19 protein-coding genes and 1 riboswitch are annotated in these 22,362 nt (G+C 42.2%); of the genes, 11 read left to right on the top strand and 8 right to left on the bottom strand.

The window, feature by feature from the left end; genetic code table 11:
• Positions 1-1,557 (bottom strand): sodium:solute symporter family transporter, encoded by a 1,557-nt coding sequence (locus CHJ_RS19640; RefSeq protein ID WP_317918723.1) that lies wholly within the window; start codon positions 1,555-1,557, stop codon positions 1-3.
• Positions 1,558-1,902: 345 nt separating this feature from the next.
• Between CHJ_RS19640 and CHJ_RS19645 the strand changes: the two genes are divergently transcribed.
• From CHJ_RS19645 to CHJ_RS19655, 3 genes are all read left to right on the top strand, one after another.
• Positions 1,903-3,201 carry an MFS transporter gene (locus tag CHJ_RS19645; RefSeq protein ID WP_317918724.1) on the top strand — a complete coding sequence of 433 codons (1,299 nt, stop codon included), beginning with the start codon at positions 1,903-1,905 and terminating at the stop codon, positions 3,199-3,201.
• A gap of 83 nt (positions 3,202-3,284) precedes the next feature.
• Positions 3,285-4,301 (top strand): nuclear transport factor 2 family protein, encoded by a 1,017-nt coding sequence (locus tag CHJ_RS19650; RefSeq protein WP_317918725.1) that lies wholly within the window; start codon positions 3,285-3,287, stop codon positions 4,299-4,301.
• 142 nt (positions 4,302-4,443) lie between these two features.
• On the top strand, positions 4,444-5,445 hold the full coding sequence (locus CHJ_RS19655) for a LacI family DNA-binding transcriptional regulator (RefSeq protein ID WP_317918726.1): 1,002 nt from the start codon (positions 4,444-4,446) through the stop codon (positions 5,443-5,445).
• A gap of 59 nt (positions 5,446-5,504) precedes the next feature.
• On the opposite strand, the gene CHJ_RS19660 is transcribed toward CHJ_RS19655, so the two are convergent.
• Positions 5,505-5,900, bottom strand: coding sequence for a helix-turn-helix domain-containing protein (locus tag CHJ_RS19660; RefSeq protein WP_317918727.1), 396 nt, complete (start codon positions 5,898-5,900; stop codon positions 5,505-5,507).
• A gap of 105 nt (positions 5,901-6,005) precedes the next feature.
• Between CHJ_RS19660 and CHJ_RS19665 the strand changes: the two genes are divergently transcribed.
• Both CHJ_RS19665 and CHJ_RS19670 read left to right on the top strand, forming a co-directional pair.
• Complete coding sequence (locus tag CHJ_RS19665; protein ID WP_317918728.1) at positions 6,006-6,914, top strand: aldo/keto reductase family oxidoreductase; 909 nt, start codon at positions 6,006-6,008, stop codon at positions 6,912-6,914.
• A gap of 323 nt (positions 6,915-7,237) precedes the next feature.
• The gene (locus CHJ_RS19670; protein ID WP_317918729.1) at positions 7,238-9,142 is read left to right on the top strand and encodes a methyl-accepting chemotaxis protein; all 1,905 of its coding nucleotides are present in this window, start codon (positions 7,238-7,240) and stop codon (positions 9,140-9,142) included.
• A gap of 91 nt (positions 9,143-9,233) precedes the next feature.
• On the opposite strand, the gene CHJ_RS19675 is transcribed toward CHJ_RS19670, so the two are convergent.
• Positions 9,234-10,343: an HD-GYP domain-containing protein gene (locus CHJ_RS19675; protein ID WP_171751727.1), complete on the bottom strand. Its 1,110-nt coding sequence runs from the start codon at positions 10,341-10,343 to the stop codon at positions 9,234-9,236.
• Between the two features lie 289 nt (positions 10,344-10,632).
• Between CHJ_RS19675 and CHJ_RS19680 the strand changes: the two genes are divergently transcribed.
• Both CHJ_RS19680 and CHJ_RS19685 read left to right on the top strand, forming a co-directional pair.
• Positions 10,633-11,778, top strand: a complete 1,146-nt coding sequence (locus CHJ_RS19680; RefSeq protein ID WP_317918730.1) for an efflux RND transporter periplasmic adaptor subunit — start codon at positions 10,633-10,635, stop codon at positions 11,776-11,778.
• Position 11,779: 1 nt separating this feature from the next.
• On the top strand, positions 11,780-14,935 hold the full coding sequence (locus CHJ_RS19685) for an efflux RND transporter permease subunit (RefSeq protein WP_317918731.1): 3,156 nt from the start codon (positions 11,780-11,782) through the stop codon (positions 14,933-14,935).
• A 59-nt stretch (positions 14,936-14,994) separates the two neighbouring features.
• Here the strand turns inward: CHJ_RS19685 and CHJ_RS19690 are convergent, their stop codons facing one another.
• A complete protein-coding gene (locus CHJ_RS19690) occupies positions 14,995-15,897 on the bottom strand; it encodes a chemotaxis protein (RefSeq protein ID WP_171751730.1) in 903 nt (300 codons plus the stop codon).
• Positions 15,898-16,123: 226 nt separating this feature from the next.
• On the opposite strand from CHJ_RS19690, the gene ppiC reads away from it, so the two are divergent.
• Positions 16,124-16,402, top strand: coding sequence for a peptidylprolyl isomerase PpiC (gene ppiC, locus CHJ_RS19695; RefSeq protein WP_171751731.1), 279 nt, complete (start codon positions 16,124-16,126; stop codon positions 16,400-16,402).
• A gap of 104 nt (positions 16,403-16,506) precedes the next feature.
• On the opposite strand, the gene CHJ_RS19700 is transcribed toward ppiC, so the two are convergent.
• From CHJ_RS19700 to CHJ_RS19715, 4 genes are all read right to left on the bottom strand, one after another.
• Positions 16,507-17,064: a hypothetical protein gene (locus CHJ_RS19700; RefSeq protein ID WP_317918732.1), complete on the bottom strand. Its 558-nt coding sequence runs from the start codon at positions 17,062-17,064 to the stop codon at positions 16,507-16,509.
• A 6-nt stretch (positions 17,065-17,070) separates the two neighbouring features.
• Positions 17,071-17,604 carry a YaeQ family protein gene (locus tag CHJ_RS19705; RefSeq protein WP_317918733.1) on the bottom strand — a complete coding sequence of 178 codons (534 nt, stop codon included), beginning with the start codon at positions 17,602-17,604 and terminating at the stop codon, positions 17,071-17,073.
• Between the two features lie 167 nt (positions 17,605-17,771).
• Positions 17,772-17,981, bottom strand: a complete 210-nt coding sequence (locus tag CHJ_RS19710; protein ID WP_171751734.1) for a cold-shock protein — start codon at positions 17,979-17,981, stop codon at positions 17,772-17,774.
• A 733-nt stretch (positions 17,982-18,714) separates the two neighbouring features.
• Positions 18,715-18,866, top strand: a riboswitch (cobalamin riboswitch).
• Between the two features lie 164 nt (positions 18,867-19,030).
• Positions 19,031-19,213, bottom strand: coding sequence for a hypothetical protein (locus tag CHJ_RS19715; protein WP_317918734.1), 183 nt, complete (start codon positions 19,211-19,213; stop codon positions 19,031-19,033).
• A 30-nt stretch (positions 19,214-19,243) separates the two neighbouring features.
• Here CHJ_RS19715 and CHJ_RS19720 point away from each other — a divergent pair, with 30 nt between their 5' ends.
• Genes CHJ_RS19720 through cbiE form a run of 3 tightly spaced genes read left to right on the top strand, consistent with a single transcriptional unit; the run spans position 19,244 to position 22,342 of the window.
• Complete coding sequence (locus tag CHJ_RS19720; protein WP_317918735.1) at positions 19,244-20,386, top strand: cobalt-precorrin-5B (C(1))-methyltransferase; 1,143 nt, start codon at positions 19,244-19,246, stop codon at positions 20,384-20,386.
• Between the two features lie 46 nt (positions 20,387-20,432).
• Positions 20,433-21,086: a precorrin-8X methylmutase gene (locus CHJ_RS19725; protein WP_171751736.1), complete on the top strand. Its 654-nt coding sequence runs from the start codon at positions 20,433-20,435 to the stop codon at positions 21,084-21,086.
• A complete protein-coding gene (gene cbiE, locus CHJ_RS19730) occupies positions 21,083-22,342 on the top strand; it encodes a precorrin-6y C5,15-methyltransferase (decarboxylating) subunit CbiE (protein ID WP_317918736.1) in 1,260 nt (419 codons plus the stop codon). The genes CHJ_RS19725 and cbiE overlap by 4 nt, the downstream gene beginning before the upstream one ends.
• The last annotated feature ends 20 nt before the right edge of the window (positions 22,343-22,362 follow it).

A 22,362-nucleotide genomic window follows, 5' to 3' on the forward strand; every position in this document is an offset into this window, starting at 1 on the left:
TTACATAAGAACTGAACTAAGCCAGCTAGGAATGAAAAAGCAAAGGCCGATAGTTATTAAGGCAAAAACTAGCAGCATACTTTGACTGGTAGAAGGTTTAGAGAATAGTGTTTTTTGTTGTTCGATAAATTGCTGCTGTTGTGTGGTATTGCTTCCCCATAGCGCACTCGCAATGATGGCAAAGAGCAAAAAGACGCCAGTACCAATAGGGGCGTACCATGGCCATGCAATGTCGAACAGCCGACAGATAGCGATAGCGATTGTACTGGTGATACTGCCCGCAATAATGCCTTTCTCATTAGCTTTAGAAAAACCTAAACCTAGAACAAATGATCCAAGACGAATACCAACAAATATAGAGGTTAAGCTTGCAATCGTTTTTAACACTGATTCATTGTTGATAGCGCCTAACGCAGGAATAATAACTAAAACAGCAGCGATTAAGCTTAGTTTTCGAGCGATTTTGTCGTAATGATCGGCCGCTTTGTGTGGATTAAAAAAGCGCTTATAGATATCAAAAGTCGCCACTGTCGCAATAGAGTTGTAGGTGGAGTCGAGAGTCGACATTGCTGCTGCCGATAATGCCGACATAATCAAACCAATTACAATTGGGTTTGTATGGTTTAAAACAAAGTCGAGAATAATATTGTTGCTGTTTGCAAACTCTTTACCATCATAAAAAATGAAAAGCAGAACCCCAAGGACGCTGAAGAATAGGTAGATAAAGAATGCACCATAACCACACAGAAGCATCGATTTTTGCGCATTAGCGACATCTTTTGTGGCTAATGTTCTCTGAATGATAAGTTGGTTTGAGCCGTAGACACTTAAGTGCAAAAAAGTGACGGCCGCAATCCCTGACCATAGCGTCGTGTCGTTACTTAATGAGAGATCAAAGTTAACAATATTAAGCTTATCCGGTAAGGCAGATAGTACTTCAGCGGAATATGGGGTAGAGATGTTCATCAGAAGAATGACAAAAATGGCAACACAACCCGTAAACAGAACGATTGACTGCAACATGTCGGTCCAAATTACCGTAGAAATACCACCAGAGTATGTATAAAGAGCTGTGAACAGACTGATGTATATGATGGCTTCAGCGATAGAGACGGGCAGTATTTTGACGAGTATTAGCGATACCGCATAAAGAATAACACCCGCAGAGATACATTGTACCAGTATGAATACAATAGAATTAATGGTTCTAGCGACGACACCAAAGCGTAACTCTAGATACTCGTAAATGGACGTTAATCCTAGTTTGTAAAAAACGGGTATAAAGAAAACCACAGCGAAAAAGATCACGATAGGATAATTTAGGTGGATGATAAATGCTTGCATACCACTAGAGTAAACCCACCCAGGTTGGCCTAAAAACGTCATCGTGCTGATATACGTCGCAAGTATCGATACTCCCGCAGTAAACCAACCAAACTGTTTTCCTCCCGAAGAGAAATCTCCGCCAACTGACTGCCTTACATTGACCCGGTAGCTAATCAATAGCGTGGCTGCGATATACAAGGTCATTATGATAAGGCTTGAATACGTAATCATTTTATTTTTCATCCACCATGAACTGGTGAATAATGGTACAAAATTTTTCCGAATAAGTAACTATTAAAGCTGTTAATTGTAAATATCAATAAATAAATGAGATATAAATCACTCTATATAGAGTTTGGGAGTATGAATTTAGCCATGCATATAAAAATGTGATGATTGTCTCATTGAAGTATAAAATGGGTACGCATTCATTCTCTATTTGAGATTGATCACGGATCTGACAGCTGAGGACTGTGTAATATTCACCCTGTTCGCTGGTGGGAAAGGTTCACTTCTACTGGACCGTACAATTATTGATACTCATATATTTAACTTTAAACAGAGGATTTATCGCTCATGACAGCAAAGAAACACATGAACGAAGTTCCATTAGCTCAAAGGATTGCTGCGTACTTGGCGATTCTTGTGGGTTACTTTTTTTACTGCTACAACTTTGTCATCGTCGATTACGTTCGACCTTATATTGTTGAAGCGTATGACGGTATTACATTAGCTGATACCGCACAGTTCTATACATGGCAGTCAGTTGGGGCACTTATTGGTGCATTCAGTTGCGCGTGGTTTGCATCAAATCTTGGTAAAAAATCAACCCTTATTGCAATCACGGCCCTTAATGGTGGAGCGACCATCATTAATATGATGTTTACCGATTACACAACATGGGCGCTGATGCGTTTCATTATTGGTATTTCGTTAGGCGGTTATTTCACCGTTGCTGTTTCAACCATGATTGGTTTATTTAAGCCAAGTGTTCGGGGAAAACTGACGGCATTTGCATCAAGTATGTTCTCTTTGGCATTAATGGTAATGGGTGCGTATGCAGCGTTTATCTCTGGTATTGATGCCCCTTGGCAAAGCATTATGTGGGTTGGTGGTATCCCTCCATTGGTTGCAGCCGTAGTGATGGTCTTTGTGTTACCAAGTGATAAAAAAGTGATCGCTTATGGAGAAGAAGATAATCAGGGTGACGCCGGACAAGAGATCAAGAAAGGCTCTTGGGGCGAGATGCTAAACTCAAGAAACCGTAAGATCACTCTTACCTGTTTGCTATTAGCTGGCTTAAACTTCTATGGGTATCAATTCTTTGGTGGTTTTGTTACGACATACCTAAAAGAAGTTCGTATGTTTGATGGAACGACAGTCGGCATTATATTTTCAATCTCTGCATTTGGTAGTTTGTTTGGTGCTTGGGTTTGGGGAGCAATTGCGGATAAGTATGGACGTAAAGTTAATGCGTTTGGTTTTATCCTTGCCGGTATTATGGCGTCAATCTTCTTCGTCGCGCCTAGTGATGTAATGATCGGCAGCATCAATATGTTGGCGCTGCTTGGCTTAGTCTACAACTTTGGTCTTTCATCTAGTGCTGTATGGGGCGGATACTTCTCGGAATTATTCCCTGCTCACTTAAGAAGCTTTGGTGCGGCACTGTTCCATGGTGGTCGTATTATCGGAATGTGGGCTCCAATGGTACTGGTATTCATTAAAGACCGTACGGATTTAACCACCGCAATGTGGGGTTCTCCAATCGTTTGGATTGTTGCTGGATTGCTATGGTTCTCGTTACCAGAAACACTGAAAGGTGGCGTGTTCTATAAAAAGAAATCTACCGATAGCCAACCTGTTACAAGTCACTAAAAAATAAGATGCAGCACAGAGTCGCGTTTGTAATGGATGACTGTGCTGCCAATTATTGAAACAACGTATTATTAGGATTACAAATGAGCAAGTACCAAGAAACTAAACGCATCGTCCGTGATTATTTTGATGCTATGGAAAATGCCACAGCAGATAATGTGGCCCAAGTATTAAAAGAGCATACAAGCGAAGACTATTTGTGGCGAGGAGTTTACCCTTTTCGTGAGCAGCACGGAGCAGAAGCAACAGCGGAGAAGTTTTGGACCCCTTTTAAGCGATCAATGACTCGTATGCAGAGACGCCAAGATATCTTCATTGGTGGAACCAATGAGATAAGTGGCGAGCAGTGGGTGATGAGTATGGGTCACTTTATGGGTCTGTTTGATGCTGATTGGCTGGGCGTTCGTGCGACAGGGAAAATGATGAACGTTCGATACGCTGAGTTTTCTTGTGTTGAAAATGGCAAAATTACCAAAACAGGCCTGTTCTTAGATCTGCTAGGAATGATGGATCAAGCTGGCTGTTACCCGCTTCCTCCTTCTACTGGTAAGCATTTTGTCTATCCTGGTCCGCGCAATCATAACGGCTTGCTATTTGATGATGCTGCAGAAGAAGAAGGTGTTAAAACCTTAGCTCTTGTAAACAAAATGGTGGATGATCTAAGTGCGCTAAATGACAGTGGCGCAATGGGCTGCCCTCCAGAAGTTCTTGAAAAGAGCTGGTCAAAAGATATGGTTTGGTATGGCCCTTGTGGAATTGGTGCTTCATACACCATTCCTCGCTATCAACAACAGCACCAGTTACCTTTCCGAAATAACTTGAAAGATAAGAAATTCAATGGCCATGTATGTCGCTTTGCTGAAGGTGATTTTGCCTGCTTCTTTGGCTGGCCTAATCTGTCAAATACGGCAATAGGTGGTTTCTTAGGCATGCCGGGTGGTGAAGTTCGTGCAGATATGCAAGTGGTCGATGTTTATTATCGTGATGGTGATAAGCTATCTGAAAACTGGGTATTAATTGATTTGCCATACTGGTTGAAGCAACAAGGCTTAGATGTCTTTGAGCGTACTCAATCGATAGTGAACCCAAATCTGAGTTAAATTGCAGAGCTTATAAAAATACCCTCGCTAGGAGGGTATTTTTGTTTGATCAATAATCTGCAGACAGAATAGACTTTCTATGAGTGACTGAAGCTTAATCTGTTATAATTTCAGGGTTTATTATAGAACTGATACTTTTATTATGGAAAAGAACATAAATGTAACGTCTAAAGATGTTGCTAAACTGGCTGGTGTTTCACAATCTACGGTTTCTAGGGTGTTTATTAGTGGTAGCTCAACATCTGAAAAAACACGAACTAAAGTGCTAGAGGCTGCAAAAACACTAAATTACCGCCCTAATGCATTTGCTCGTAGTTTAACCACGAATGAATCCAAGTTGATTGGTCTGGTTTTTCCTGATACTGACTATCCAATCCATATGGAAACGTTGCAATTGATCAGTAGTGAACTGCAAAGAAATGGTTACTCAGCGGTGCTCATTCCATGGTTTTTAGATAAGCAAAAACATCATACCATCCCCAATATTTTTCAATATAAAGTCGATGGCGTTATCGCCGCTTCAGCGCAATTTAATACGGCTCTTTATGAAGAGTGTAAAGATTTTAATATTCCAATTGTCCAGTATGCTCGAGTGGAAGAGGGGACCAAATGCAGTTACGCGATCAGTGATAACTACAGTATTGGTCAGCAAGCGGCTCAAGAATTTATCCGTCGTGGGGCCAAAAGTATTGCATACGTAACGGGTCATATCCCGACGGTGACAAACAAAGAGCGAATTAACGGTTTTATTGATGCGGCCGAGAGTTTGGGTTGCAAAGAGGTCGTATTGGCCGAAGCCAATTACGATTACCAATTGGCGCAAGATGAAATTCGTCAATTATTGTCATCAGATAAACGACCAGAGGCGATTTTTTGCGCGACCGATATCATTGCATTCTCTGTGATGGATATTGCGAGATATGAGCTAGGCCTTTCCATTCCTGAGGATTTGCAAATTATCGGAATGGATAACACCCCTCAAGCTGACTGGATGAGTTACCGATTATCTTCTTTCCAGCAAGATTTTGCACGATTAGCTAAAGAAGTAGTAAAAATTGTAGTCGGGCAAATTCAAGATAGTGACAGCAGCATGGTTAAGCTTATGATACCGGCGACGCTGGTGAAGAGAGATACATTAAAATAGCTTTTATGTTTTCTAATAAGCTGCGGCTTTTTGTTTACTTGTAAAGTTGCTGAAACTTTTTAGCCCTGATGGCGGTGAATAAACGCCATCATCCCCTGCTTATCTAAATAACCATCGGCTTTTTTGTGTGCTCTAAGGTACTGATAAGCTGAAATAATAAGTCGATATGATGCTTCTTCTTGTGCGGGGATACTTTGGCTTGTGACTGCCTCATGTGCCATGATATACGCTGGCATATCGACAACTTCCACCTGACGATATAAGTAGCCGCAGCCAGTAGCAAGCCACTCTAATGAACAGTTAGCTTTCATGGCAATTTGGTTGGCTTTGCTTAAGCTTGGCTCGCTTCCCTTGAGGTACTTGCGGATAAGTGCTTCGCTCATGTCTACTCTTCTGGCAAAACCGCTGACACTTTCTTCTCCAATCAACTCTTTTAAACGCTGTGAAAAACTCATAATTTCGTACTCTGGTTCGAACTATCCCCTATTTTGCATTGTGCATGAGTTAAAACAAGCCTAAAGTTGAGCAAAATTGTGGTTTTACTATTAAGGAGTAAATGAATGGTTGCAAAGGTATCAATTGCGCCTCAAGGCCCAGAGTTCTCAGAAATAGTTCAGGGATACTGGAGAATGGCGGAGTGGGGAATGTCTGCTCAGCAGCGTTTGTCATTTTTAAAACAGCATGTTGAGCTGGGAATTTCTACCGTCGATCATGCTGATATTTATGGTAACTATCAGTGTGAGCAGTTGTTTGGTGAGGCGTTGAAAATAGATCCTAGCATTCGCGAGCAGATACAGATAGTGACTAAATGTGATATTCATTTATGCGGAGATAAAACGCCGGAACGAAAAATCAACCATTACGACACTAGTAAAGCTCATATTCTTCAGTCTGTTGATAACTCTTTATCAAGATTAAATGTTGATAATATTGATGTTTTGCTTATACATCGTCCAGATGCCCTGATGGATGCAGATGAAGTCGCAGAGGCGTTTAATCAATTAAGCCGTGCGGGAAAAGTGAATCATTTTGGTGTGTCGAATCACTCTCCAAGCCAGTTTAATTTACTGCAATCTCGTTTGGATAAGCCTTTGGTGACCAATCAAGTAGAGATAAATCCCATCAATTTTGATGTTACCGAAGATGGAACACTGGATCAGTTGCAGCAGTTGAGAACACGACCAATGGCGTGGTCTTGTTTAGCGGGTGGTCGCTTAATCTTAGGAACGTCTCAACAAGAACTTGCCATTCGAGAAGAGCTTGAGGCAATTAGAGGTGAGGTTGGAGCAAGCAGTATTGATCAAGTTATTTATGCTTGGATTCGCCGCTTGCCTTCTCACCCTCTTGTTATCCTTGGTTCTGGAAAAATCGAAAGGGTGAAAGCTGCAGTTGACGCGCTTGATATTGAGCTAACTCGAGAGCAATGGTTCCGTATCTGGGTTGCATCGAAAGGACACGGTGTGCCGTAACCTGCATTAGATTAACTGGTGAACCTATCTTGCCCACTTAATGTGGGCATTTTTATGTCTGGTGGCCCCCCCATTTCTATAGGCGTTATTTAAATGAGTTTAGTATTTAAGTTGCTCATTGTATGAAAAACAAGCAGACGGTTAATTTTTGACATAAACAGTGATTATTATTGCTAACAAACACATTAATACTTCGTCACTTATGTGTATAATCTAATAAACTAAATAACATATTAATAAAAAATCGTTTGATTTATAGATAGTTCTCTTAACGTCACTCTAGCTTTGTCTCAATTTATCCCGATGAATTTTTAAGGTAATTTATGTTAAAACTAAGCTTTAAAGGGGCTCTGCTTGCCTCAATTTCTGTTTTGGTTGCTGTATCAGTGGGAACCGCAAACTATTTGTCTTTTGTTAATGAACGCGATGTTCTTCAAGCAACTATTTATCAAAACACTCAACAAAGAGTAGAAGTAGAAGCCAAGAGAGTAGAGAACTTTATGACGTCTAAGGCGTCAGCTATCCATAATTTGGCAAATGATTATCGAAGTTATCAATACCGTGACAATCATGCAGAGCGAATGATAGTTGCGAGCTTAGGGGCTGGCGTAAGCAATGTTATGGTTGGCATGCAAAATGGTGATGCTTATGTCTCTTCCAATTTTGATGGTTGGATTGATAACAAGAATCCCTCTTCTTATGACCCAAGAAAAAGACCTTGGTATCAGCAGGCACAAAGTACAGGCCAATTAATTTATACAGAAGCTTACAACGATGCTATGACCGGTGAGCTGATGGTTAGCATTGGCGAAACGTTTGGTTCTGGTGTTGTATTGGCGGATGTCTCTTTAGACGTGCTGAACAAAGCGGTTAAAGATATTAATTTGCCAGGTGCAATAGCAATAATCATTAGTGAGGATACCACTGCATTAGCAAGTACCTTAGATATGGTAAACAATGGTGACAAGTTAACCCAATTTTCATCGCTTAATGAAGTGGCGAATAAAGTCGTAGGCCAATCATCATCAATTGTAGAGTATCAGTTAGACGACAGTGACAAGGTTCTGTTTTCAAAGCGTATAGAGTTAGCGGATAAGAACTGGTATCTGCTTATATCGTTAGATAAGAGCGTGGTTTTTGCCTCTATTGAGGAAGCGAAACACGCGGCATTTATTTCCACTATTATTTATCTGTTTGTCAGTATTGTTTTGGCTCTGCTGATCTTAAATCGCCTCTATCGACCAATACTCGCGCTGAAAAAAACGATACAGAGTTTATCCAGTGGCGATGGTGATCTCACCCAGCGTTTGGAGGTGAACTCCGATGATGATCTAGGGCAAATCGCACAAGGTGTAAATGCGTTTATTGAAAATCTACAAAAAATGATGCTAGAGATAGAAGGTTCGACGGTCAAATTACAAAGTGATGTTGCGGCGTTAACCACTCAAACACAGAACAATTCCGAGATACTGTCGCAACATGTCGTAGAGACAGAACAGATCGTAGCCGCGATTGAAGAGATGAACTCGACGGCTGAGTCAGTAGCACATCATGCAGCAGAAACGGCGCAATTTACTTCAGAAGCTTCAACGATGAGTGGTGAATCGTTAGAGGTGGTTAGTGGTGCGCAAGCGAAAGTCTCCTCTTTGGTTGCTGAAGTTGAAGATACCGCCAGTAGCATTAACAATATGAGTGATGAGACGAAGGGAATCAGTTCAATCTTAAGTGTGATTGGTGATATTGCGGAGCAGACGAATTTGCTAGCACTGAATGCAGCAATAGAAGCTGCAAGAGCGGGTGAACAAGGTCGAGGGTTTGCGGTAGTTGCAGACGAGGTTCGTGCTTTAGCAAGTCGTACTCAAATCAGTACCGGTGAAATTGAACAAGCGTTGGAGAGTTTGATTCAAGGTAGCCACTCTGTTTCTGAGTCAATGAATGCCACTAAAAACACCTGTAATGAAACATTTGAGAGTACCGAATTGGTAGGCCAGCGCATTAATGGTCTTACAAGTCATATCACTGAAATCCATGACCTTAGTACTCAAATTGCAACGGCGGCAGAAGAGCAGAGCAGTGTGACGCAAGAGGTGAGCCGTAACATGTCTTCAATTAACGACATGGTGAGTCAGCTCAACGCTAACGGTCAAGAAACCTCACTGCAGACAGAAAATATCGCTGTGATCAATGGGCAGATAACACAAGTGGTTGAGAAGTTTAAACTTAGATAAGAGATCGGTTTTTGAGTTATCAAGCGCCCTTTTTATGGGCGCTTGTATATGGTTTATGCGTAGACTCGCGGCATAACCGATGGCTTAGTGACTAGCTGGTGACAATGGAAGACATTACTTTATTCAGTATTCCTACCCAGTAAGGACAAAACTGGCTGCCGCTCGCGTGAGTAATTTCTTGTAATGCGTGGACGATAGGGCGTTTGCGATGAATTTCCTGAGCACGGTCATGGGTCATCGCTTCGAATGCGTCGACGATGGCGATTATTTTGGCGCCATCAGTAATGTTCTCTTGCGTAAGTCCTTTAGGGTAGCCTTTCCCGTCGACTCTTTCATGATGCTCAAGTATAAACTGCTGTGCTTCTGACCAGTGTGGCATTTCTAGCAATATATTTGCGCCGCGTTGAATGTGTGTTCGTAACCGATTTATTTCTGTTTCTGATAATTTACTAGACTGTCTTAACAGCGCAATAGGCAATAACGACATACCTACATCATGGAGGTATACCGCTGCTCGTAGCTGATTTTCGTCAATTGGTTTGCCCGCGTATTGATTTAATAATAGTGCCAACTTTAACTGACGTCCGCTGCGGCCTTGCCAGTTATCAATTCTCTGTTCAACCGGTCCCATTAAAGAGTGAAAAAATACCAAATCGGGTTCTACCTCTTGTGCCCAGTCAACTCTAAGATCATCAAATTCATGTGTCACCAGCTTGCTTTCGGTATCTTCTGCAAGGGAAGGCTCTAAGATATGTAAGGTTTGAGTTAAAAGAGCAGGGTGATCTTGGATGTTGTCAGATTTTACTTGGGAAACAACCCGTGTTGCTTGAGCATACATATCCGAGTCGTATTCGGCGTATCCGATCTTACCGCAATCATCAACAAAGGCATTCACTTGTTCAAATAGGGTGAGCAATAAATCCGAGATGATACTGTTGTGCTGTATAACCCCTTCTCTCATCATGCCCAATATATCCTCAACGGCAGTGAGTAAAGGTAACAAAGGAGATATTTGAGCAAGACTAATGTCCCCTTTTATGGTGTGTATAGAGCGAAAAAGCTTATCTAACAACTCGCGGCTGTTTGGCTCGTGCCCCAACATTATCAATGTATTAGCACTGTTTTCACAAAGAACATCAACTTCATCAACCACGTCATAAAATAAATCATCATCTAAATTTTGCGGTATGAATATATCCATTCTCAATGCTCTCTTATTGTCTCTATAGTTGGAAAACCGATCATATGAAACGAGGAAATGTAAAAATTAGTATAACGCACACTGATGTTTTTGGATGTGGCGTTACCTCTAACTATTAGCAAATAGTTGATTAGTTAATGATGAGGTACTCATGAAATGGATACATGCTCATTAATATTTTGAAACAATTACAGTGTAAGTCTTGATACAACTCGGACATTGATTAGTGAGAGATATATAAGAATCGGCCTAGAAAGTTATCCTCAATTACTTATTTAATGGTTGTTTAATGAGAAAAAAAACACTTATCGCACTAATCTCTTCAGCTATTGTGTTAACGGGTTGCGGTGAAAGCAATACCGGTAATCATCAATCTATGGCGCCAATGGTTTCTGTTCAGAATGTTGAAGTGAGCAGCTATAACCGCAACAAACAGTATGTTGGCCGAGTCAGTGCCGTTGACGATGTGACGATTACAGCGCAAGTTTCAGGCTATCTTAAATCTCGTCATTTCGTTGAAGGTGAGATGGTAGAAAAGGGCCAATTGCTGTACCAAATAGAGCCTTCGTCATTTGAAGCGCAACTTGCCAGTGCAAAAGCGTCTATAGCGCAGGCTAATGCTAACTTGAAGAAAGCCAATATGGATTTTGAGCGAGCAGAAAATCTGTTACCTAAGGGGAACATTTCCCAGTCCGAGTTTGATGCATTAACGGCGGCAAAGTTAGGCGCAGAAGCACAGGTTGAGGCCAGTGAAGCGCAAGTTAAATTAGCAGAAGTTAACCTCTCTTATACTAAAATCGTCGCGCCATTTGCAGGAAGAATTAGCGAAAGCTACGCCAGCATCGGTGATTTGATTTCACCTTCATCCGGTATCTTGACCAGCATTGTTAATTTAGACCCAATACACACCAACTTTACAATAAGTGAAAGAGAAAGGCTGATGATGGGGATCGAAAATAGCCAAGGTGATGGGTCAGGTGCCGCCGACAGTATTGATGTGGAAATCATTTTAGAAAACCAACAAAAATTGGACCAAGTAGGGCGATTGGATTTTATTGGCAACCGAATTGATTTACAAACAGGTACGCTGGCGATGCGCGCCATCGTTGAAAACCCAGATTACACCTTGCTTCCGGGGCAGCATGTGAAGATCTCTCTTGTTGAAAAAAATGAAATTGAGGTCATTGTTATTCCGAGAAGAGCAGTGCAAACGGATCTACAAGGAGATTTTGTTATGGCACTGAGAGAGGGAAATGTTGTAGAACGAGTTAATGTTTCTCTTGGTGCTCAAACAGACGTTGGCACCATTGTTCAACAAGGGTTACAGCCACAAGATGTGATTATCACTAAAGGACTTCAACGCATTAGAAACGGTATGGAAGTATCGCTAGATAAGGCCTCAATGGAATTATTGTCAAATAAAGAGGAGTCTTAATATGTTGAGTCGCTTTTTTATAAATAGACCAAAGTTTGCTCTGGTTATTTCCATTATTTTAACCTTAGCTGGGGGCATTGCTTTAACTCAACTGCCTGTGGCTGAGTACCCTAAAATCAGTCCTCCCTCTGTGAGTGTGACTGCTTTCTATACTGGAGCAAGTGCAGAAACGGTAGAGCAAGCGATAGCTGACCCTATTGAAACATCGGTAAACGGCGTCGAAGACATGATCTATATGTCTTCGAAAAGTGCGAATGATGGTTCATATAACCTTAACGTGACTTTTGATGTTGGTACAGATCCTGATATGGCTCAGGTTAATGTGCAAAACCGAGTGTCGCAAATAGAGTCTAAGCTGCCTCAAGAAGTGAGAATGGTAGGGGTTACGGTAAAGAAACGTTCTCCCGACCTATTGATGGTACTGAACTTTTACTCTGAAGATGGCCAGTATGACGATCAGTTTTTGGTCAACTACGTCAATCTTAACATCAAAGATCAACTTGCCAGAGTAGAAGGCATTAGTGAAGTTGGTGTGATTGGTGGTGGCGAATACGCCATGCGGGTTTGGCTCGATCCAGAGAAAATGGCCAGCTTAAATTTAACCACGTCAGATGTTTATGCTTCGTTGGCTGAACAGAATGTTCAAGTTGCAGCGGGTAAAATTGGCGCACCACCATACAATAATGCACAAGAAGTACAGTTTAACTTGGTGACAAAAGGAAGGTTAGAGTCTGTTGAAGAATTTGAAAATGTAGTTCTGCGAGCAAACAATGATGGCTCGGCAATTTATCTTAAGGATGTTGCACGCGTAGAGCTTGGAAAGAAATTTTATGATGGCAATGGACAGTTTAGAGGACAAGAAGCCTCAATTGTTACTCTCTCATTGCAATCGGATGCCAATGCGCTAGAAAGTGGCAAAGCGGTGATGGCGCTGCTCGACAATATGAGCGTGAATTTCCCGCAAGGAATGGTGTATGAAACCAGCTATGACACCACGGTTTTTGTTGAGGAGTCGATAAAAGGTGTTGTGAAAACACTGATCGAAGCGATATTGCTCGTTATTGCGGTAACTTATCTGTTTTTAGGTAGTGTCAGAGCGACACTGATTCCGGTTGTTGCGATTCCTGTATCGTTAATCGGCACATTCGCATTTATGTTATTAACGGGTTTTACCATTAATACCGTGACCTTGTTTGGGTTGATTCTTGCTATCGGGATTGTGGTGGATGACGCAATATTGGTCATCGAAAATGTCGATACCACGATGCGAAATGATCCTAAATTAACGCCTGCTCAAGCCACATTAAAAGCAATGAAAGAGGTTACGGGGCCAATTATAACGTCTACCTTGGTGTTACTTGCGGTGTTCTTACCCGTTACCATGTTACCGGGAATCACAGGCATCATGTATCGCCAGTTTGCGCTGACTATCTGTATTTCTGTGGTTATTTCTTCAATTAATGCCTTAACCTTATCTCCTGCAATGTGTTCATTGGTTCTTAAACAAGGAGGAGGCAATACCGCCAACTGGTTTAAAGCCTTTAACCGTGGTTTGGACAAAGTCACTAGTCAGTATGGCAAGGTCGCGGGCTTTTTGGTCAAGAAAACCGTATTACTTGCGGCATTCTTTGCCCTAGCTGTTGCAGCGGTATCGTTCCTAAGTAGCAACACATCAACGGCGTTTGTTCCACAAGAAGATAAAGGCATTTTGCTAGCAAATGTACAGTTACCTGACTCTGCTTCTCTATCGCGAACAGAAGAAGTGAGCGCCAAGTTGATGTCAATAGTCGAGCAAGAGCCGGGTATTGATGGTGTAACGGTTGCCAATGGCTATGCCTTTATGACGGGAGCTGCGGCGTCAAATGGAGCATCGTTGTTTATTAAGCTTAAGAGCTGGCAAGAGAGAAACGATCTGCAAGGTGATCATTCGTCATTTGCTATCTCGCAGCGTATTAATGCCAAAGCCGCTATTGAGATGCCAGAAGCGATGGTATTTGCCATGGGTCCTCCCGCGGTACCGGGAATGGGAGCCGCTTCCGGATTTGAATTTGTACTGGAAGACACTTTAGGTCGTAGCCGTACGGATTTGGCACAAGTTATGGCGGAAGTGATTGAAGAGGCCAATAAGCAACCGGAGATACAGTATACGTTCAGTACCTTTAGAGCCAATGTGCCTCACTATTATCTGGATATTGATCGAGAGAAAGCGAAGCAGTTAGGGGTGTCGCTAGGCGAGATATTCCAAACTTTACAGGGAAATCTAGGTTCCATATATGTGAATGATTTCACTATGTTTGGTAAGAACTTTAGAGTGACAATGCAAGCGGACAGCGAGTACAGAAACAGCATGGAAGAGCTGAGCCGTTTCCACGTTCGTTCAGCGTCTAACGATATGGTACCGCTGAGTACTCTGGTGAGTTACCAGCAAGTGTTTGAGCCCGATGTTGCTTGGCGTTACAACATGTATCGTTCTGCTGTTATTCAGGGACAGCCTGCTGATGGCTACTCCAGTGGTGATGCTATCGCTGCGATGGAAAGAGCGGCAAAAGAGGTACTGCCTCAAGGTTATCAATACGAATGGACAGGCATGGCGTATCAAGAGGTGAAAGCGGGTAACCAAGCTATCTACGCGTTTGCATTGGCTTTGATATTTATTTATCTCTTTATGGTTGCTCAGTACGAAAGTTGGAGTATTCCGATCGCCATTATATTGGTGGTGCCCGTTGCGACTTTGGGGTCCTTTATTGCAATCAATATCGCCGGCATTCCACTTAACCTGTATGCACAAATAGGCTTAGTACTACTCATCGCGTTGGCGGCTAAAAATGCGATTTTGATTGTAGAGTTTGCCAAGAATGAGCGGGAAGAGAACAATATGGCCGTTGAAGATGCAGCCGTAAAAGGTGGAACCTTGCGTTTTCGTGCCGTGAATATGACCTCTTGGTCGTTTATATTGGGTATTACACCATTGATATTTGCGTCAGGGGCAGGGCATATCAGTCAGAACTCGTTAGGAGTATCATTAACAGGTGGGTTGTTATGTGTGTTGCTGGCGGGAACGTTCCTCATTCCCGGTTTCTATGCTTTGATACAGAAGCGGAGAGAGAAAATACATGGTGGCAATACCAAGCTTGTGAAATTGGAAGAAGCAGAATAGTCATAATGAAAAGCCGCGACATAGGTCGCGGCTTTAGTGTGATCAAAACAAGGCTGCTATTAAAGTTCTTTGTTCTCTATCTTCTCTGCGCCACGCAACATCGCTTGTACTAACTCTGTAGCATCAAATTTTTCCAGTGCTTCGTGAGCACCAACTTGGTGCGCTCTATCTGCACTCATTTCACTGGATAATGACGTGTGCAATATACGGTATGTATGAGACAACTGTGGATCATTTTGTACTTCAAATGCCAACTCATAGCCATCTAACCCGGGCATTTCAATGTCACTAACCAGCAGCTCAACTGGATTGTTCTCTTGTGCAAATTTACGCATGAGCTCTAAGGCGTCTAAACCGTTTTTACACACAGAGTAAGAGATATTAATACTGTCCAGAGCATCAGAAAGTTGCTTACGTGCAATACCTGAGTCATCCACGAGCAAAATATTGATAGGTTTTAAACGTTCTCTTTCGACATCTGTCAGGATAGGAATACGAGCTGATGCGTCTTGCGGGTAGATTTTCGACAACAGCAGTTCCACGTCAAGCATCTGAACAATAGAGTCATTGTGTCGAGTGATTCCGGTAACGAAGACATTTCTGCCTGCGGTTTCAGGTGATGGTTCGATAGCGTGCCAATCACAGTCAATGATTTTATCTATACTTCTCACCATAAAAGCAACAACAGTCCGTAAGCAGTCCGTCACGATAAGATAGCTATTCTGATACTCTTCCGCAGGAATGGCTCTAAAGCCGATAGCGGCAGCCATATCAATAACCGGAACAGTTAAATCACGAATAGTCACCGTACCAATAACATGATGATGAGAGTGTGGTATTTGAGTGGTCTTGGTAAACGGGACTATCTCTCTGACTTTTAGGGTTCCTATAGCAAAACTCTGTTGATTTAAAGAGAGTTTAAATAGCAGCATACCTTGGGATTGGTTAGCCTTGCTTTTCATATCAAAATCCTAACTAGTTAGCGAGATCTGTCTGTCGAATAGGGGAATATTAGTGGGTGATTTGATTGTCAATACGATGAATCTTATTAACTCATACCGTATTATCACCTGAATACTAGTATATTCCCTTACATTGGTTATTTGAATACTTTTTATCGGCAATATACTGAAGAAGTTGAGCTAATCCGTTAAAATTACTTAAATTGATTAGATACAGGAAAAAATCATGGCAAGAACTGCTGCTGCTCTCCATATTCTGGTAAAACATGAAGCTCAGGCGAATGACATTTTAAAACAGCTAAAAAAAGGCGCTAAGTTCCATTTACTGGCAAAAAAATACTCCACTTGTCCATCTGGGAAAAAAGGTGGCGATTTGGGGGAGTTTCGTCAAGGTGCAATGGTTCCACAGTTTGATAAAGCGGTGTTTCGTAATGAGGTCTTAACCCCATTTATCGTTAAAACTAAGTTCGGTTATCACGTAGTGAAAACGTTGTGGAAGACATAGTGAGCTAATAATAAAAGAGAAGTGAGATTAGCGTCGCCCTTTGATAGAGCTCCTTACTTAACACGTTGGCGTTTTTAGATAGAACAAAACGGCTACTCGAAAGATCAATTAGCCTTAGTAATGGATTTAACCCAATTGAGTACTTTATTGGACCATTGCGGTGATGGCACCGTTTCTTTGCCGTGATAGAAACTGGCGATAAGCTCTGTGCGGATCTCTTGACTGTGTGCGCGTAGAGCTTTAGACAGGAGTTCTGCGGTCTGGGTTGCATGATCATTCGCCAAGCTAAAGTCCATGTCGAGATTGCCTTGTAGCATCAACCAGAGCTTAGTGATTAACGACAGCTCTATAACTGAATCAGCATTCAGTTTATCAGACTGTTTGCTTCCGACTGCGTTAGCAAACACATCATGCATAGCAGTAATTGCGTCCAGTTGAGATTCTAAAATATGGGTCGCTTCTACATGCTGTTTGGTTAACAGGCCAAGAAGTAATAGCTGAGGATTCTGGTCGCTTTTTTTATTACAAACAGCATCAAAAAAGGCGGCCTGTTTTTCGATAAACTGGGCGAATAACTTGGCTTCTTTATCTGATAGATGAAGTGTATCCACTCCAGCAATTTCAAGTTGCTGCTTTAAACTACTGACGATGATTTCACGCATCAACACTTACTCCTTCAATGTTTGCCACGTTACTTCACACTCACCTTTTGCTGCTGAAATGTAAGCTGAGTTACCCGTAAGCATAACGGAAATATCCATGGTTCTTTCAATCAGCTCTGCAAGTTGCGATATCTCGGAATGATCGAACTGAAAAACTGAAGCATCAAGCATGTTAAGTTTAGCTGAGTTTTGTGTCCACCAAACAGATGATTTGCTATTGAAGCTATAGATAAGCACTTTTTTGGCCAATCGGGTAGATTTCTTTACCCTTTCTGGATCAGGCTCACCAATATCTATCCAAAGTTGTAACTGATCATCAAGTGTCTTACACCAGATATCCGGCTCTTCAATAGTAGATAGGCCTTTAGTGAAGGTAAGCTCAGGAGAGGCATTGAGACAGTACGCAAGTACTCTGGTCATCATTCGTTGGTGAGTCTCTGATGGATGCAGAGCAGTGGTTAAGCTGATTGAATCATAATAATCGCGATTTAAATCGGTAAGGGCGATTCGGAACTTAAAAATGGTCGGTTTTAAAGCCATGGTGGTAGTTTCTCTTAGCTTTGATCTTAAGGAAGATATAGCTTGTTAGTTTGGATGCGACTCAATTTTGCTTCTGCGCATTGGGGACGAGACAGTGAAACAGAGACAAAAAAATAGCCAGTCGTGAAGACTGGCTATAAAATTTTTAGCGATGTATCAAAACCAAATTAAACAGGTTTGATGTTCTCAGCTTGTGGGCCTTTTTGGCCTTGAGTTACAGTGAACTCAACTTTTTGACCTTCAGCAAGAGTACGGAAGCCGTCAGATTGGATTGCGCTGAAATGAGCGAATACGTCTGGGCCGTTTTCTTGTTGAATGAAACCGAAACCTTTAGTTTCGTTAAACCATTTTACTGTACCAGTCACTGTGTTGGACATAGTCTTAATTCCTAATAAAAATTGTGTTGATCCCTTATGGGAAAATTTAGATAGCGCGGAAAAAATAGATTGCTATTTAGTTACAACACGGCGGAGAGTTTTGAGCTGACCAACGACTTACTTGTAAATCCTAAAACAAAAGCTTTTCTTTCTAGCCGTTTGGGAGCTTAAATCAATATCGTAGGAAGTCAACGAATATTAGGTGAACTTTATGTAATTACTGGACTATTTTACAAAAAAGATGCATTTTTTTGATTTAAATAACATTTTTCAATTGTGATTTTGTAATGATTCTCTTCTGAATGTGGCTAATTACAAGCTCATTATTTGGTCAATGAGGCATATTCGCTAATTTTTTGCGGAAAAAGCAGAACAATATAGTCTAGCAACGAGGATAAAGAGTGTTGAAAGATGTAAATGTGACTTTAGCGTAATTGACTCAGGTCACATTCACAAAATGTGGCTTTATCTGCTCATTGTCCATGGGAAAAATAACAGTTAATTATCAAAACCACTGCTAATGTAAGTAATCGTGATGATGTTCACTAAACTAGAAACTTTTCAAAGACTTGAAGAATGTCGCTATTCATTGGATAAAAACTCGCTAGGGTGTTGAACTGTATGGCATTCAGTTTTTAGTTCTATGGTGAAATGCTGCTTATTTATTAATTCCACGTCATTTGCGTGTTAGTAATTTTGATATTAATCAAATTAACTATTTCTGGGCTATGCGACACTTTTTCTTGTCGTTAGTGCATACCTTAGAGATAAGGTTAAAAGTGAATTAGGTGAAAATCCTAAACTGTACCCGCAACTGTAAATGATGTTTTGTCTGTAGTGCAAAATCATCATAAGTCAGAACCTGCTAACAACAAGACACTCCAATAGTCTGGGCGGGATCACTCAGTAATTGAAAATTATTGCCATGGCGCGCATAGATTTATTGGGGATACAAAGTAACTTGATGAAGTTATTTCGCAATAAAATCAGATATCTAGATAACGAAATATCAAGATAGCCATACATTAAGGTAACGATGCAATGGGCAGTCAGGCAATAACCTTCTCTTTTGACATAAATAGAGTGGCAGTATTAAGCAGCTCGTCACTATCTATATCTGTCTGCTGCTCATTTTTTACTAACTTGTTATTCAATGGGTTGTCTTGGTTTTCTCTTTCTAAAATCTGTCTTTTGGCAAAAGCATCATATGGCCATATTTGCGGCCATCCCAATTTTCTTTGTTTAACAAAGCGGTACATCTCGTGGGAAGACTAAAGCGTTCTGCCAGTAAAACAGAGCTACGCGGTGGATACACCACGGGGGCATGTGCAGCAGCGGCAGCGCGAGCGGCAGTGAGATATCTTATTCATGGACAACCATTTAAGGATATTGAAATACAACTGCCAAATAGAGAGTTTGTTACCTTTGCTTTAGCACGCCTCGAAGGGTCGGATGAAGTTATTGCTGGAGTGGTTAAAGACGCTGGCGATGACCCTGATTGTACTCATGGTATTGAAATTCAATGTATTGCTAGAAAAACTAGAGGGAGCGGCATCTCTTTGATTGGCGGTAAAGGCGTTGCGGTCGTTACATTGCCCGGTTTAGAGCTACCAGTGGGGCAACCTGCTATTAATCCGGTACCCAAGCGCAATATTCTAGAGATGGCGGCATTGGAGTGGACGCAAACAGAGAATAATCGCGATATACAGTTTGGATTAGAGCTGGAAATCTGTGTTCCCAAGGGGGAAGAGGTTGCTAAAGAGACCATCAGTGAAAGGCTAGGGTTGATAGGTGGAATATCGATTCTGGGCACCAGAGGAACGGTAAAACCGTACTCCACCTCAGCGTTTTCGGCTTCAGTGAGACAATCGATTCAGATCGCGCAAGCCAATCATCACCATCATGTTGTATTAACCACCGGCAGTCGTTCGGAACAAGCTGCTATGGCATTGCTGCCACAACTTTCAACTATGGCATTTATTCAGGCGGGCGATTTTCTGGGCGTAGGACTCAGAGCATCGAAGCGCTATGCGCTACAAAGAGTCACCATGGTTGCCATGATAGGAAAAATGGCCAAGTTGGTGTCCGGTCGAATGATGACACACGTCTCTGGGCATGCCATAGATTTTACCCGTTTAGCTGATATTGCCAGTGAAGAGGGAATATCTGAGTCACTTTGTAGACAAATTGAACAGGCCAATACTGGTCGACATGTTCTAGACCTATTGAGGGGGAAAGAGCATGGCCACTACTTCACCCGCTTATGTCAGGAAACGCATCAACACGCTATGGCGTATACCACGGATGCACTGCAAATCAACGTGCTACTTATTGATTTTGATGGAAGCTTGTTAGCTTGCTATCCAGAAGAAAGAGTTGATATTGCTGATCGGTTGACGGAATGAGCCGATCGAGTAACGACTCGATAATGATAACTAAGGTAGAAAATAGATGGACAAAATGAAACAGATGACCCGTCAAGGGCGACAAATAGAAGAAGGTTCATTTTCGATTATCGATCGTGAAATTAACGAGATTCATGGCGGGCATAGCTTTCAGGATAATCAATGGCAAGCGGTTAGACGTGCCATTCATACTACTGGTGACTTTGAGTTTTCTTCTCTGTTTCGATTCAGTGAAGGAGCGGTTGAGAAAGGCATAGAAGCCATAAAGGCAGGGTGCCCGATTGTTAGTGATGTCACCATGATCACCAGTGGATTGAGCGCCCAAAGGTTGTCAGTGTATGGCAACAAGACTCACTGTTTTATCGGTGATGATGATGTTATCGCGACAGCGAAAGAACGGGGTGATACGCGTGCCATTTGGTCTATGCGCAAAGCAAGAGATGCTGGGCTATTGGATGGCGCGATTATTGGTATTGGTAATGCGCCTACCGCTCTGTTTGAAGTATTAGAGATGGTGGCGAACAAAGAGATCAATCCTGCTTTGATTATTGGTATTCCTGTTGGGTTTGTTAAAGCGGTAGAGTCAAAACAAGCGTTAATTGAACAAAGTAGCGTAGCGTATATTGCCAGCGTTGGCCGTAAAGGTGGAAGTCCAATTGTCGTCTCAACCATTCATGCGCTATTGGCACAAAGCGTATGATCAGAATAACCGTAGTCGGTGTACCTGAAGATGGATGCATGAGCTTATCCAGCCGAGCGGTGAGCGCGGTTACTCAGGCAAGAGTCGTTGCAGGGCATGCAAGGCATCTAGATTGGTTTCCTCAATACCAAGGTGCATTTTTAGATATGTCACAAGGCTTCTCATCCTGGCTCAGTCAAGTTATCGACGAGAGCGAAGAGGGAGGGGTTGTTGTACTGGCCTCCGGCGACCCACTGTTCTTTGGAATTGGTTCTACACTGCTTAAAAAAGTAGCCAGTGAGGAGCTCGCCTTTATTCCGTCTTCCAGCTCCGCTCAGTTGGCCTTTTCCCGACTGGCTCTTCCTTGGTCTGATGCGCAGTTTTTATCGTTTCATGGTCGAGAACTGCAGGGTGTTGTCAGCCGCTTACAGCAAGGTGATCTGTTCGCAATCTTGACCGACGGTAAGAATACACCGCAAGTAATCGCGCAACACCTTCAAACGTTTAACGAGAATCACTGGCAGTTGTCTGTCTGTGAACAGCTAGGGGGCAGTAGGGAGAAAATTACCACGCTAACCGTCGCGGAATTAGCGAGTTCTACCGAGCCGTTTGATGAGCTAAATATTCTGGTGGCAAAACGTGGTGAACAGACGTACTGGGGAGGGCAGGGACAGTTCTCCGATGACGAGAGCTTTGCTAAGCGTGTCCCGCATAAAGGCTTAATCACCAAGCAGTCAGTGCGACATTTAGTACTCTGCCAGCTGCGACTCAATCGACATCATGTGATGTGGGATATAGGGGCAGGATCGGGATCTGTTGCGATTGAAGCCGCGAAGCAGTGCTGGAAAAAACAGGTATTTGCTGTGGAATGTAACAGTGATTGTTTTGATGCTATTGAGGATAATCTCCACGTTCACGGCACAGATAATCTCCAGTTAGTCAAAGAGAAAGCTCCTCAAGCTCTATTGGAACTCCCTTCACCCAATGCCGTTTTTGTCGGGGGTAGCCGCGGAGAGATGGAGAATATTTTGTCTTTCGTATGGCATAAATTGCTACCAAATGGGCGCTTAGTGGTCTCTGCGGTGACATTAGATACCGTGGCTGAAGTGTATCAGTGGAGTAAGCAGCAAAAACTCAATATGGACGTTCAGTTGGTTAATATCTCACAAACTCAACCGCTTGCTCATTATATGCGGTATCAGGCAGAGAATCCGATTCACCTATTTACATTTACAAAACCAATGTCGCTAGAGCAATCCTCAGCTACAGAAAATTAATATCCGAATAGATTGGAGAG

Origin of the sequence: Vibrio sp. MACH09 (assembly GCF_033238805.1) — a bacterium.
Lineage (GTDB): Bacteria > Pseudomonadota > Gammaproteobacteria > Enterobacterales > Vibrionaceae > Vibrio.